Source organism: Mycolicibacterium boenickei, assembly GCF_010731295.1.
Taxonomy (GTDB): domain Bacteria; phylum Actinomycetota; class Actinomycetes; order Mycobacteriales; family Mycobacteriaceae; genus Mycobacterium; species Mycobacterium boenickei.
Window position 1 is genome coordinate 818075 of sequence record NZ_AP022579.1, and the last position, 14227, is coordinate 832301.

The 14227-nt window shown below is 61.6% G+C and carries 10 protein-coding genes; 5 read left to right on the forward strand and 5 right to left on the reverse strand.

From position 1 onward, the window contains the following. Window positions 1-19 precede the first annotated feature (19 nt). The 4 genes from G6N57_RS03660 to G6N57_RS03675 all read left to right on the forward strand — a co-directional run bounded on the left by G6N57_RS03660 (window position 20) and on the right by G6N57_RS03675 (window position 4784). A complete protein-coding gene (locus tag G6N57_RS03660) occupies window positions 20-1150 on the forward strand; it encodes a glycosyltransferase family 4 protein (protein WP_077738588.1) in 1131 nt (376 codons plus the stop codon). Window positions 1151-1227: 77 nt separating this feature from the next. Next, window positions 1228-2700, forward strand: coding sequence for a glycosyl hydrolase family 28-related protein (locus G6N57_RS03665; RefSeq protein ID WP_162563892.1), 1473 nt, complete (start codon window positions 1228-1230; stop codon window positions 2698-2700). Between the two features lie 33 nt (window positions 2701-2733). Next, window positions 2734-3675 carry a UTP--glucose-1-phosphate uridylyltransferase gene (locus G6N57_RS03670; protein ID WP_077738586.1) on the forward strand — a complete coding sequence of 314 codons (942 nt, stop codon included), beginning with the start codon at window positions 2734-2736 and terminating at the stop codon, window positions 3673-3675. Further along, window positions 3675-4784 (forward strand): glycosyltransferase, encoded by a 1110-nt coding sequence (locus G6N57_RS03675; RefSeq protein WP_077738585.1) that lies wholly within the window; start codon window positions 3675-3677, stop codon window positions 4782-4784. Before G6N57_RS03670 ends, G6N57_RS03675 begins: the two co-directional genes overlap by 1 nt. 18 nt (window positions 4785-4802) lie before the next feature. On the opposite strand, the gene G6N57_RS03680 is transcribed toward G6N57_RS03675, so the two are convergent. The 5 genes from G6N57_RS03680 to G6N57_RS03700 form a co-directional block, all read right to left on the reverse strand. After that, window positions 4803-6269 carry a glycosyl hydrolase family 28-related protein gene (locus tag G6N57_RS03680; RefSeq protein ID WP_162563891.1) on the reverse strand — a complete coding sequence of 489 codons (1467 nt, stop codon included), beginning with the start codon at window positions 6267-6269 and terminating at the stop codon, window positions 4803-4805. A gap of 208 nt (window positions 6270-6477) precedes the next feature. Next, a complete protein-coding gene (locus tag G6N57_RS03685) occupies window positions 6478-7857 on the reverse strand; it encodes an O-antigen polymerase (RefSeq protein ID WP_174814454.1) in 1380 nt (459 codons plus the stop codon). Continuing rightward, window positions 7835-9040 (reverse strand): hypothetical protein, encoded by a 1206-nt coding sequence (locus tag G6N57_RS03690; protein WP_133118410.1) that lies wholly within the window; start codon window positions 9038-9040, stop codon window positions 7835-7837. Before G6N57_RS03690 ends, G6N57_RS03685 begins: the two co-directional genes overlap by 23 nt. After that, a complete protein-coding gene (locus tag G6N57_RS03695; RefSeq protein WP_133118411.1) occupies window positions 9027-10208 on the reverse strand; it encodes a hypothetical protein in 1182 nt (393 codons plus the stop codon). Before G6N57_RS03695 ends, G6N57_RS03690 begins: the two co-directional genes overlap by 14 nt. Window positions 10209-10405: 197 nt before the next feature. After that, window positions 10406-11791: a sugar transferase gene (locus tag G6N57_RS03700; protein ID WP_162563890.1), complete on the reverse strand. Its 1386-nt coding sequence runs from the start codon at window positions 11789-11791 to the stop codon at window positions 10406-10408. Window positions 11792-12221: 430 nt separating this feature from the next. Here G6N57_RS03700 and G6N57_RS03705 point away from each other — a divergent pair, with 430 nt between their 5' ends. Further along, window positions 12222-14213 (forward strand): hypothetical protein, encoded by a 1992-nt coding sequence (locus G6N57_RS03705; protein WP_234815901.1) that lies wholly within the window; start codon window positions 12222-12224, stop codon window positions 14211-14213. Window positions 14214-14227 lie beyond the last annotated feature (14 nt).

The following is a 14227-nucleotide window of genomic DNA, read 5'->3' on the forward strand; positions in this document are numbered from 1 at the left end:
TGACGCTACCGTTGGGGCCATGGCAGAGCACATCGACCTATTGCTCGATGCTCGGCATATCAATCAGAGCGGTATCGGTACATATATCCGGACCGAGTTGCCGACCGTAGAAAAGACGCTGGCCCAGCAAGGACTTTCGTTCGGTGTACTGGTCGACGAGGGCAAAGCGCCACCACTGGACGACAGCACGACAGTGGCATTCGCTCGTCCGTCCAACGCGGGGATGTACTCGACGAGTGAGCAGCAGGTGTGGCGCCACGCCTTGAAAAGGCTTCGGCCGAGGGCACTGTGGTTGCCGCACTACCCTTTTCCGCTTTCCATCCTCGGCCCTGGCAACAAACACACGAAACTCTTTGTCACGATTCACGACATCTTGCACCTCCAGCCGCAGAGCGTCTCGGGCAAGGGATTCGCCTACCGCGCATACGCGCGCGCGATGATCACGATGGATGCGCGCCGATGCAGCAAGATCTTCACACCTTCACGGGCAACGGCGGATGCGCTGGCCGCTGTATCGCCAAAAGCGCAAACCGTGGTGACGCCGATCCCGGTAGGCGAGGCCTGGCTCACCCCTGCGGACACCGCTTTTACACCTATCGACGGCAGGTACGTCCTCTTCGTCGGCAATGCCAAATGGCACAAGAACCTTCCGGTCCTGTTCGAGGCGTTTCGAGAGATCGCCTCGGAGATCCCGCAAAAGCTGGTGATCGCGGGCGCAGGCGAGTCGGTCCGCAACTTCGATGACCGCCTTGCGGGCTACGCGACCGAGCTGGCCGACCGGGTTCAGATGATCGGGCGATTGGACTTCGAGACGCTTCGGGCGATGGTCGCAGGCGCAGATCTTTTGGTGATGCCGTCCCTGTACGAGGGCGCCGGGTTGCCTCCGCTCGAGGCGATGGCCTCCCACACAGCCGTTCTGGCATCGAGTATCCCGTCGTTGCGGGAAACGTGTGGCAACGGCGCCGAGTACTTCGACCCTTACGACTATCGAACACTGGCCGAGCTTCTCCGCACATTCTGTCGCGACGACACCGCCAGGTCAGGTTTGGTCGACCGGGGGTGGGCCCACGTGAACAGCAGGCAGTCTCAGATCAAGTCCACAACCGCGGCGGACACCATATGCGCGGAGCTTCTCGGGGCAGGGCGGTGAGTATTCCCCGGCGGTCGGTGCTCTCAGTACTGCCGGTCCTCACGGCGATGGCGGGTTTGGCGCCCAGAGCCTCCGCAGTGCGGTCCATCGTCGACGTGCGTGATTTCGGCGCCAAAGGTGACGGCAGCACAGATGATTCAGCCGCGATCCAAGCCGCTGTCCGGGCATTGAGGTCAGGCGCGACGTTGCACTTTCCGAAGGGAAGCTATCGCTTCGCCGCACCGAACCCGGAGGGCGGGGCCGCTGTGTCCATCACCGGAATCTCGCACGTGGACATCAAATTCGACACCGGCGCTGAACTTCTCATGGACAACCTCGATGACGGCGTCGGAGCGGGCCACGCAATCCTGATACAAGGTCCAGCGTCGCACATCAGTCTGGATAGCGTGAGACTGCGGTGGGCGACAAAAGCACCGCGATCGCTGGGTGACGGCATACGGATCGTCGGCTATCCCGCGAAAATCACCGACGATCCACCTGCGGGCTGGAGCGGCCCGCCGGCACCGGTCAACGACATCCGTATCGCCGACTGTGAGGTTGGCTCCAGTCCGCAGGCCGGTGTCATCCTCATGGGCGTTTCCAATATCAAGGTGACCAACCTGCGTGTGTATGACACCGCGGCCGATGGGCTGCACTTCAATGCGTGTCGGCGCGCCAACGTCGACGGCTATACGGTCACAGACAACGGGGACGACGGCTTGGCATTGGTCACCTATTATTCCGACCGCCCAACCTACGACAGCGCCGCACAGACCTTCGCATTCCCTGAACTGACCGCCTGGTCCAATACTGATTTCACGATCACAAACATCACTGTTTCGGGCGGGCGGGCCAACGGCGTCCGATTCGCAGGCGCCGATGGCGTCACGCTCCGCGACCTGACCGTGGCTGGAAAACAAACCGGTGCAGGCATTGTCGTCGATTCGACCGCGGATATCGACTCCGGCGCAGATTGGCGATATCTGGCGTCGCGCGGCCTGCGACTTGAGCACATCACTGTTGCCGACTGCGAAATGGGCATCCAACTGCTGGCACGGCCGGGAGCCGACGGCGACCGCAAGTTCACCGATTTCGGCATCTCCGCAGCCGACGTGAACATCCGTAGTTGCAGCAACTGGGCCGTCCGAGCGGAGTCGCTGACATCCCAACCGGTCAGTGGACTACGGCTCGACAATTGCACTGTTGACGCCACCTCGACGACGGGCGGAAACGGTGGCATTGGCCTGGGCAACACCCAGAATCTGAGCTTCGGCAAGATTTCGGTAACGCATTCTCAGCCAGTCGTCACCTTCAGCGCCTCCGACACAAGAAACCTCTCGATCTCCGCGCTGAATTTGTCGGTTACGCAAACCGACGGGGTACAAGACGACTCGACGCCGAGCGCACTTTTCGACAACTGTGAAGGCGCGATCAATGCAATGCATGTCAATTGGCCACAGGCCCCTGAGACCTGGACACCGGTTCACATCACGGCAAAGGCACAACCGGTGGCAATCCGGAAGCTCTCGGTGAAGCCGAGCTCAATCATCGAACACATGCGTACGGTGTAGGACCTGCTGGCCGCACCTGACGGAGAGGGACCCATGGCACAACAGAGCATCCGCAAAGCCGTCATTCCCGCGGCCGGTATCGGTTCGCGCCTGCTGCCGCTGACCAAGGCCATTCCCAAGGAGATGCTGCCGGTCGGCGACAAGCCGGTCATCGAGCACACTGTGCGTGAGCTCGTCAACTCCGGCATCACCGACATCACGATCGTGGTTTCTGGTGGAAAGAACCTGATAGAGGAACACTTTCGCCCCAACACCACACTCGTCGACCAACTTCGCGCGGACGGCAAGGACGCGTATGCCGACGCCGTCGAGGAGGTCGGGGAACTGTCCGCGCGGGGACACATCACGTACCTCCACCAGCACGGTCCGTACGGCAATGGCACTCCGGTGCTCAACGCCTCTCGATCTTTCGGTGGCGAGCCGGTCCTGGTGCTCTGGCCAGACGACGTGTTCGTCGCCGAAGTGCCTCGGGCCCAGCAGCTGATCCACGCCTATGAGCAGACATCGTCCCCGGTGCTGGCATTGATGCCGATGGCCCCGGAAGATTCACGCCGGTACGGAGTGCCGGTCATCAAGGAGGATCGGGATGGCGGCCTCCTGCGGATCAGTGGAATCGTCGAGAAACCCCAACCGAACGAGGCCCCTTCCAACTACGCCGCGATTGGTGGCTACGTCATCACACCGGGCGTCGTCGACGAACTGGCTGAACAAACCAGACGCTGGCATGAGGGTACCCAGACCGGCGAGATCTACCTCACCGACTCGATCAACGCCTACGCCAAAGACCATGCCGTCTACGGCCAAGTCATCCAGGGCCACTGGTGCGATACAGGCAATCCGTCCGATTACCTGGTCGCCCAGTTCGCTTTCGCCCTGGCCCACCCCGAATACGGTCCGGTGCTCCGCGATCTCGCCAGCCAGCTCGAGGGTCCACTGCTTCATACGATTGCGCACGAGATCGGAGGCGACAGGTGATGTCGGACAGCAGGATCGCCATAGTCCACGAACGCTTCACCGAGATCGCCGGGTCGGAGAACGTCGTCGAACAACTAGCACTGCAATGGCCTGACGCAGAGGTCTTTGCGGCTATCACCAAGCCTGGCAGCATCCCGGACGGCATCACGCACCCTCCGCATGCGACGTGGCTGAACTACGGCTATCGCCTTCTCGGACAGCGCTCCTATGCGCCGTTGGCGCCACTGATACCAGCAGCGTTCCGGCACATGGATCTTCACGACTTCGACGTCGTGGTGGTGAGCCATCACGCCTTTGCCACCCAGGCAGTCTTCGCCACGGATGCTCCGGTGATCGCATACGTGCACAGCCCTGCTCGATGGGCATGGGAACCGTCGATGCGGGCCCAAGAAGCCGGAGGGCCGGCGGGCGCCGCAGCGCTCGCCGTGCTCGGCCGGATAGCGAAAAAGGGCGAGAGCGCAGCTGCCCCCAAGTTGCGCCGCATCGTCGCCAACTCGACGGCCGTCGCTCAGCGAATTACCGAGTGGTGGAACCGGGAATCGACTGTCGTGCACCCGCCGGTCGACACTGACGGATTCACCCCGGATCCATCGGTCGAACGGGAGGATTTCTTCCTCCTCGCGGGCAGGCTCGTGCCATACAAGCGACCAGATCTCGCTATTGCCGCAGCCACCAAAGCCGGTGTGCGACTGATAGTCGCCGGCGACGGACGATCGATGAAGCAATGCCAGGATCTGGCCGGTCCGAACGTGACATTTCTGGGCCGGGTCACTCATGACGAGTTGCTCAGTTTGCACCGGCGAGCGCGCGCATTGCTCATGCCCGGTATCGAGGACTTCGGGATCGTCCCGGTGGAGTCGATGGCAACCGGAACCCCCGTGATCGCACTCGGGGCGGGGGGCGCACTCGACAGCGTTGTCCCCGGGTCGACGGGTGTGCTGGTCCCGCTGGGCAGCGATCCGGAGGTCATTGATGGATTCGTCTCGGCCATAAAGGCTTTCGACCCGTCAGCATACGACGGGTCTCGCATCCGGCAGTGGGCCGAAGGATTTTCCGAAGCCAACTTCCGCGCGAAGATGCAGACAGTTTTAGACGAAGTACTGGGGTGACGAACCGTTCCGTCGGTCCTAGCCCACACCCATATGGTTGACGACCGAATCCGGCGTCACTGACAGTTTCCGAATGGCCAGTGAGTGCGCCTTGAAAGTCTCGGCGGTGAACTGCACCGGGACCCACGTCTCGGGGGCTTGAGGCCAACTCACGTCCATCGCATTGATCGTGCCATCGCTGTTATCGAAGTACGCACAAGGTATCGAGTCGTCATCCGCCTCGTTCGTCTGGTCTATCGAGAGCTTCACGGCGCCGACGTTCAGCCGGTGTGAGTTCTCCGCCAGGAACACGACGGCGAGTTGAGCATGAGTGACGAAAACCTTGTCGATGTTCAGATCGTGAGTGTTGCCGAAACCTACGCCACCATTTCCCTCTGATATCGATGTTGCAGCGACATCACATCCGGAGAGCTCGAAGCCTGTGACAGGCCGTGTGGTCAGTGATTCGACACGCACGGCCCAGTTCGTGCAGTTACGTATGCCCACGTCGCTCACGGCCACGTCAAAATCGGTGAAACGATTGTCCCCTTTTGGATCTGGACGCCCCAGCAGGTGGATACCCAACTCACAATCAGCGACGGTGACGTCTTCGAGTCGCACGCCGCGGGATGCCACGTGCAGCCACTCGCTTTCGGATGTGATCTGCGCCGTCGAGTCGACCATGACGCCGGCACCTGATCGCTTGCCTGTCACGTCGACCCTGCGCAGGAGCACTCGGTTCGCGCCTGAAAGCCGAACGCCGTTAGCCCGACCGCCGGCAACTCTGACATCAGTGACTTCGAAATCCGAGTTCGACCAGTCCGTCAGGTCAGGGAACGCGAACGTCTGCGCATCCCCGTCGAACGTGGGTCGATCGGAATATTCCGTAACCAAGGCAAGACCATCGTCTCCGTTGTCGGTCGCGGTATGGCGGCTGACGCTGGCGCGTCGGCATGCGTTGAAATGCAATCCGTCGGCCGCCGTCTCATGTGCTTGAAGATTGGTGACATCGATATCGGAAACGCCGACGAGAATGACACCTGCCTGCGGGCTGGACCGGACCTCACAGTCGGACAGGACCACGTTGCTGACCGGTGCGGGCGAACCGAGCCACCCGTGGAGCACGCTGCTCAATCCCGTCGGATAACCGACGATCCTGATGCCGTCACCCAATGAGCGCGGCGGCCGAGACGCCCATCGAATCTTCACCTTGCGCAACGTGATACGCGAAGCCGGACCGCGAATCAGGACTCCGTGGCTGGTACCGGTGGCCTCTTCCTCGTCGATGTTGTCCATGACAAGTTCCGCGTTGCCATCGAACTCGATGGCAACATCCGACATTCCGGTGATCGATATCGCCGCCTCCCCGCTGGGGTACTGCTCGGCGAATCTGTACTTCCCGTTCGGGAAGTACAGAGTGTCGCCCGCCCGCAACGCTTTGACCGCGGCCTGGATGGCAGCTGAATCGTCGGTCTTGCCGTCTCCCGTTGCGCCATAGTCACGCACGTTGATCGAAGGTGCCTTTGTTGCCCGCGTGCACCCCGCCAATCCCGCCAGGACTATCGCTGACAATGCAGACCGTCGTGAAATACTCACAGCGCACCGGCAAGACGCGCGTGACGGCAAAAACCGCATTTCATCACGGACCCCTCCCCGTCAAAAACAGTGTCGCATCTACTCATCTCATAATGCGGTCGCACGGAGAGATCCGGTCCTAGTCCGAGGTACCGGCAACTGCGCTTATTCGGGCGTCTGAGATGGATTTCCTCCCAAATGGCCACCGAGCTGCCAGCACAGCGCAGGCCAGGGTCGACAACAAGAGGAATATTACGAAGCCGTAGCTCACAATCTGGATACGCCACACCTCGGCGAAGCAATAGGCCAGGACACCGCCAGAAGCGGCGATCACGACGTTGTACCGGACAATCTTGGCCAGCAGAAATCCACACAACCCGTAAAGCAGGAAGGTGTAGTACCAGCCCCATGCCCCGAAGTCTGAATAAATATCCGCGAAAACGGAATTGGTGAAGAAGCTGGACCCGAACGATGCCGAGTAGCCGTACACCTCGGCGCCTTTCCAGCTGTTGTCCTTGGTCACTTTGTTGAACTGGAGGAAGGTGGGTTCGATCGCGTTGATCGAGTCGACCGGATCGCCGTCCTTCTCCCAGGACCCCTCCATGATCGCGCCCGACGCACCCAGCTGCACTTGAGCCGGTACCGAAAGATATGCGCCCATCTGGAAGAAGTTCATCGCGATCGGGCTCGTAACCCCGACATCGCGGTAGTAGTTGGCATTGCGGAAGTAATTGAGCACAGCCAAGAGTGAGAATCCCACCAGCAGGATCGCAATGATCGCCATCCATCGGCGTCGCCGCGCACCGGGACGCCGGGAGGGTACCGCCGTCTTTGCCCATATCACCAGGTAGACGACAGCTGCCATCAACAAGGAGAGCCGGCTGGAAATCACCGCGTCCAAGAACAGCAGGAGTACGCCGGCCACCATCAGGGGCCACCGGACGGTCTTCTTCCTCCACAGGTAAACACCCAGCGGTGCCGCGAGAATCGGCGCATAACGGAGTGTTCCGATACCAGCAGACTGGGATATCGACTGGCTGAACGCATTTGCTTGCTGAGAGCCCAGCGCACCAAGGATCGACGTAGCGCTCGCGATCTGGACATAGGTGTAGCCGACACCGACCAGAGAGATCGCCAGTATCAAGAGGAAATAGCGCTTCTCGAATTGCGGGGTGGACGTCGTCTCCATCACCTTCGAAGTCGGTGGCCGACCCGCTGATCCGATCCGCCATCCGATGGTGGCTACCGCGACCATCGTGGCATACCAGATCACCAATAAGACAATGCCTTTCGGTTCAACTGGAGACGGATCTGGCCATCCGGCGAGCTTCTCGAACGGCCCGCTCCGAAATGCGCGGTTCCGCCATGCAGCCAGTGCCGACCACGCGACGAAAGACATCGTGACGGGAACCAATATGAACAGGCCCGGGGTAAACCACGGAGGCATCGGTGCCTTCCGATGCCGACTCGGAGTCACTGAAACCGACTCCGTCTCGCTAAGCAGCACCACTGCCGCCATCTGTGGACCGCCGGCCGTTGCGCAGTCGGCGGGCGGCCACGTCGACAACTCCCTCGAAGTCGGGGACGTATCTGCGCGCCACGGTCCGGTAAAGGATCCCGGTGAAGATCTCGGCGATGACGAAGGAGAGGAATATCGCGATGGTCGAGTGCCAGATGAACAGGAATCCCAATCCGAGTGCAAGGTAGACCAATGTGCTCACCACACGGCCCCAGAAAACCGCCGTGGTCTCCCCCGCTGCGCGCAGAGCCGCGAACGGAACCGTGGAGAGGAGCATCAAGCCCTTCCAGACGCAGGCGAGCAACAGGGCGACCACGCCGACGTTGCTCCAGGCCGGTCCGAAAACGAGCTGTCCGAATCCACCGAACGCAGCGACAAGGACTGCCACCAACCCGAGCAGGAATATCACTCCGACAATTGCGGCCTCGCGTTTGTTCGCCCGCGCGAGAAGTCGATATCTGCCGTACGAGATGATCGGCTCGAGCGCACCAGACACCGTCGAGATGACTCGAAATGCCACCGAAGAAGCCGGCCCCATCGCGTACAACACGACCGACGTCATCGCCGGCATGACGGCACCGACAACCGCAGTTTCCGCAGTGACCCAACTCGCCTTGCCGATGTCAGGCGGCATGCCCGAACGCCCGAACTGCGTCCGCGGCAGGTACCGCATCAGTATCGCGGCGACGGCGCCCACCGCCAGAACCCGAACACTGTGTCCGCTGTGTTGGACCGCCAGCACGAGCGCGATCACGCCAGAGATGATCAGAATCGTGGAGGCCACCGCTTCCCGCCGCCACCTGCCGCTGACCATCCCGATCGAGCGGCCCACCAGCATGCCGGTCATCAGCCCGGTTGCACTGAGCATCAACACGACCGGCGACGAGACCGTCGGGCCGAAGATGAGCAAGGCGCCTGCCCCTAGGCTCAACAACGCGATCCACACGGGCAGACAGAAGTCCTGATCCGCGCCGGGGGTAGCGAGTCGCCCTTCGATGATGAACGCGTTGATCAACTGCGCCACGTATACGCCGACCGTCAACGCGACGGCAAGGAAACCCTGCACCTCGATCGGGGCGATTCGGGCGTACACGGCGATGAATATCGCGGGGAAGATGTTCAACCCCAGGCCGGCGATAACCTGCACCACCGCATGCAAAGCCCGGCTTTCAGACAATGGCATCCCTCGTCATCGTCTTGCCATCCGCTGAAGTCACGTCCGCGCCGTTTACATGCGGTTCCGGCTTCTCGTCGGAGTGCCGGCCGAATCTCCACCACGGAAGCGACGTGAAGACCGCGTTGCGCGTCGCGGCACTCGATGCCATTGCTGAACAGGCGAGGTGAACCTGTTCGGAGGTGTCAGTACCAGGGCGGCATACGAGCACAAGATCGGTGGCCGACGCGATCGCCGCCGGAACCGACCCAGATGAACCAACGGTGCCGGCCTTGACAATCACGGTGGTGGACGAATCGGGTTTGACGATCGGTTCGTTTGTCACCTGCACAGGGCCGTGCTCTGAAGCAGCCAGCTCGAGCAGTGCCGCGACGGTCGATGCTCCCGAGGAGGGCGAGGCCCCGACGACAACAATCGTCCGGCCCGCGTCGGGTGCGCCCAGTTGCGCGTATAGCTTGCGGCCGAGCGCGATCTGATCGTCCCCCCAGGCCGGCCGCGGTGGTTGTCGGAGATCAATCACCGGCACAAGGATGCGGTCGACGGCGTCGCTGATATCCGGGCCATCCGACGAAAGCGAAACCAGCCCGGCCCGCTTGCGACGCGCCATCATGATCAACGGCACGACAGTGGCGCCCAGGAAAATCCCCAGTGCCGCACCGATGGTCGCGCGATGAGAACTGACGTAATCGGGTGTCGGGGCCTGCAGCACTGGCAGCTTGCTCGACTGTGTGGCTTGCAGACGGATCCTGTCCCGCAGCGCCTGAATCGCGACTGCTCCAGGACCGTCCGCGGCCTGCTGCCACTGCGAGAGTGCCGGGAGAATCAACTGCATCTGTCGGTCCGTGCGCTCGGCAAGCTGCTGTCCGTACACGTCGATAGTCATCTGCACGGCGCGGATCGCGTCACTACGAGAAGAGTCGGTATTGCTGATGGCCACAACCGACGACTGCCCGTCCTGCACCACCTTCAGTTTTGGCGGCTTGTTCTTACCCAACCGGGCTGCGACAGCCTGGCCAAACCCGTCACCTGACAGATAGGCCACCTCGCCTGCGACATATCGACCCGTGTTGTCCTGGGTCTGCGGCGTAGTTTGGCTAGCTCCACCCGCTATCGCCACCAGATCCGGCGGCTCGACGATGCGCACGAGCGCGGTCGCAGTGGTGTCCGCAGCCATCATGCTGAACAGGACGCTGCCAAGTCCTGCGCACACACAAGCACCGACAAGAGCTCCGGCGAGCAACTGCGTGATCCAATTGCGCGCTTCGACCCTCTTAATGGCAGTCAGAGCAGTGTGTGAGGCCGTCGCGTTCCCGGGCAAAACTGGTATTCACCGCCCTTCCACTTTGTTAGCCAAGTCGCCAAGTAGCAAATACGTCAGTAGGCGCCTTTTCTCTTGAGAACGGCGCCAACTGTACGCCAGATGATCACCAGGTCGCCGATCACGGACCAGTTGCCGGCATAGGACCGATCGAGCCGGACTCGGTCCTTGTCCTCCAGATCAGAACGCCCGGACACCTGCCATAGCCCCGTCATGCCAGGCTTTACATGCTCTCTGTGTTCCAGGAATGCGACGTCCGTGCCAGCTTCGCCCGGCACAAGTGGACGCGGCCCGACGACGCTCATCGAGCCGCCCAGCACGTTGAACAACTGAGGCAACTCATCGATGCTCGTGGCCCGCAGGAATTTTCCGACCTTGGTGACGCTGGACGACGACGAGCGCTTGTTGAACATGCTCTCGGCATGCTGCTCATTGGTTTGCGGCAATTTGTCGGTGCCCACATGCATCGTCCTCAACTTGAAGATCCTGAACGTCTTCTGGTCGAGGCCGACCCGTTCCTGCCGGTAGAAAACCGGACCCCGGTCATCGAGTTTGATGGCCAAACCCGCAAGCGCGATGACCGGCAACGCGATGATGGTGCCGATGGTTCCCAGCACAAGGTCCAGTATCCGCTTGGAGATCATCGACACCCGATCGTGAGTAGGTGCTTCGATCACAAACAGCGGCAAATTCTCCAGCGGCCGCAGCTGCAGCCGGTGCGTCGCGACCTCGGTCAAACCCGGAACCACGATGAGTTCGGTGTTGATTGCCTGCATTCGCCATGCCAGGAATTTGACCTTCTCAGGTCCGAAGTCCCCGGCATACACCGCCGCCAGCGCGTCCGCACCGGATGACTTCACAGCAGCCTCGACCTCGCTGTCGTTGTTGAAACCGAGAACGGGGACGGGACCGGTGGGCAGGTCGACGTTCTGCCCGATCATGTCGCCGGCATCCGGCAAACAGACGCCGACCACTTGGTATCCAGCGCTCGGTGAGCGTTGGAAGTACTCCGACAACGTGCGCGCCGCGTCGACACTGCCTAGCGCAACGACACGGGAGATGTAGCTCCCCCGCTTCCTACGTCGACGCACGTCGGCCCGCAGCAGGTGCCTGACCACGAACAGACCGATCAGCCCAAGGCCAAAGGTGACGCCGAACTGGATCCGCGATATCGGCATGTCCAGAAAAACCTCGGCAGCTGCAGCGAGCGCAAACGTCCAAGCGGTCGCCATTCCGACGAGTCGGTACTCCTCAGCCTGTTGCCCTACTAGCGTCAGATCGCGCGAATGCACGTACCCCAGCGCTACCAGCCAACCGATATAAATCCCAATCGAAAACGCCGTAGCGGTGGTAAAGCTGGCGAAATGGCGGTGCGCCAGCGAAGTGCCTACCCATTCGGCGAACGCAATGACCACCGCGAGCGTCACGGCGTCGGCGATCAAGACGCGCCGGGCGTACGCGGTTCGCCACCTGCGGGCTTGAGCGTGTGCCATTGCGGGTGAAACATCCGTGCCCCCAAAAGAGCCAGGCTTCTTTTCGGTGGACGTAGTCTGACGCTTATTCATTAGGCGCTCCACAGTAAGCGGGTCAGAACCAGAGAAGCCGACATATTCGTGAGCAGGTCCCTCATCTTGACCCGCGATCCAGACGGATGCGTGTTTGCTAGCATCACGGCCACCGAGTCTTCCCATCCTCACGTGTGTCCCCGTGATTATGGCGCCCAGGTACTGGCGGGACAACGGTTTGGCCTCCCAGACTCACTTATCCATGGTTGCAATGTGATTGCAACCCGCCCACTCGCACCCGTACACGCCGGTATAGTCCGACGCCAGTGTGGGTGTCCGCAAACTGCGATACCGAAGGTGGAATTTCGTGAATCCGGTCAGCACGCCGACCTCACCCGATTCGGATTACCCGCAGCGGGTGAGGCGCTACCGCGGGCGCCGATTAATGTTCGCAGTAACCAATATTCGCTTGCTATTAGCGTTGGTAGTTGCGGCAAGCGCACTTGCCGCGCCGGCCTCGGCAGATCCCGAGACCAGCACCCTCAACCTGTCGTGGCCATCCCTCGGCTTACCACGCACGATCAATCTCAACGCCGCCAACAGCAACCAAGATTTCACGGTTCCGGTGCCCACAGGACTCAACCCTGTCAGAGTGCACGGAGTTATTCACGCTCCCGTGAATCTCGGTCCCGGGTTCTTGGAGGTTTCGGACCCGAGCGGCGGATTCCTAGGGGCGGTGAACCTGCCGCCGGTGGCCGCCAATCAGGCGGTTACCCCGTTCACAGTTGATATTTCGGCCGCCCGCGTTCGAGCCGCGGCAGTGGGCTTGTCATTCACAGCGCGACAAGTAGACAGCACCGGCCAGATCTGCGGGCCGATGCAGCAGCTTCAAATCAGCGATCTGGATGTGGATTTCACCGGAACGGAGCCGGCGCCGGCGACGGCTGGCACGTTCTTTCCCCCAGTGCTACAGCGTGTTGTCATCTACGCCCCCAACGACGCAGACGCATCCGAGCAGCAAGCAGTGCTCACATTGGCATCGGCCTTGGTGAGGGAGTATGCGCCCCAACCTCTCGGAATCGCCGTGGTGAATCAACCGCGAGGAACGACGCCGCCGCCAACCGGACTGTTGACCCGTGCGGTCGTCGTCGAACGCGGACCCGCCGGCCTCAACGTAGCGAACGCTGGGGCTCCCGGTGCGTATCTCCGACTCTCTGGTCGCGGCGACGAACTGACCGCACAGACTTCGCTGATCGTCAATGACCTGCAGTCGTTGGCGCAGGTAGACACTGCCAGGGTGTACCAGGCCGGCATCGGCCCCACTCCCACTGGCGACACCCTGACATTTGACCAGCTCGGCATGAAAGGCCGGGCAGAGGTGCTGCGATCCGGAGAAATGTCCGTCAGCACCGATCGAGCTGCCTTGGGGGCCGGTCGCATCCAGGACGCCCAAGTTCACCTACTTGCCGACTACACACCGGTGGCGAAGGACGATGCGGGAACGGTGATGGTCCGCGCGAACGGCATCGTCGTACACACCCAGGCGCTCGACCAGACCGGCCGACTCGACGCAACCTTCGACCTACCGAAGCAGGCACTCACACAACAGGTAAGTCTTGATTTCGCCCTCACCTACACTCCGCGTCAGCTATGCGGGCCCATGATCGCGCCACTCACCTTCCAGGTCGACCCTCGATCGACCCTGACCGTGAAGCGCGGCGGATCAGCTCCTGGCGGATTCAGCGCTCTGCCATCAGAGTTCAGCCCAAAGTTCTATGTCGCGCTTGACGGAACCAGCCCAAACCAGCTCGGCTACGCCACGCGGCTCATCACTGACATCGCACGCCAGACGAAAGCTCAGTTGCTACCACAGGTCGTGGACGTCAAAGCCGCGGCCGAGGCGTCCGATGCTGCGCTGATCGTGGCCAACGCAGACACCCTCAAACACACGGCCCTGAACCCACCACTCAACGGTGCCGGCTCCGCCGTCACGGTCGATTTGCCGACGCAATTGCGCGCCGACATATCCAAGGGCCTCGGATCAGTTCAGGTCTTCGCCGACACTCCACGCAACCGTACCGTTGCACTGGTCACGACCACCGACTCATGGTCTCTGGTCGATCCATTGGTCGACTATCTCGAAAGGCCAGACATCAACTGGGCACAGCTGACCGGGGATGTAGTCGCAGCCGGTGCAGCGGGGACGCCCGTCAATGTGTCAATTCGCAGTGACGCCAACGAGTCTGGACTAGCACAGTCAGACGGTGGCCACGGGCTCCAGATCGCGGGAGCCATCGTGCTGGCAGTGGCGGCAGCAATCGGTGGAGTTTTCCTGTGGAGGCGCCGATCCCGTAATTAGTTGCATCAGCCGGA

What these genes read in the sequence shown, in the direction of transcription:
- G6N57_RS03670 (WP_077738586.1), top strand. Translation starts at nt 2,734, where the DNA reads ATGGCACAACAGAGCATCCGCAAAGCCGTCATTCCCGCGGCCGGTATC.
- G6N57_RS03660 (WP_077738588.1), top strand. Translation starts at nt 20, where the DNA reads ATGGCAGAGCACATCGACCTATTGCTCGATGCTCGGCATATCAATCAG.
- G6N57_RS03695 (WP_133118411.1), bottom strand. Translation starts at nt 10,208, where the DNA reads ATGATGGCTGCGGACACCACTGCGACCGCGCTCGTGCGCATCGTCGAG.
- G6N57_RS03685 (WP_174814454.1), bottom strand. Translation starts at nt 7,857, where the DNA reads ATGGCGGCAGTGGTGCTGCTTAGCGAGACGGAGTCGGTTTCAGTGACT.
- G6N57_RS03690 (WP_133118410.1), bottom strand. Translation starts at nt 9,040, where the DNA reads ATGCCATTGTCTGAAAGCCGGGCTTTGCATGCGGTGGTGCAGGTTATC.
- G6N57_RS03675 (WP_077738585.1), top strand. Translation starts at nt 3,675, where the DNA reads ATGTCGGACAGCAGGATCGCCATAGTCCACGAACGCTTCACCGAGATC.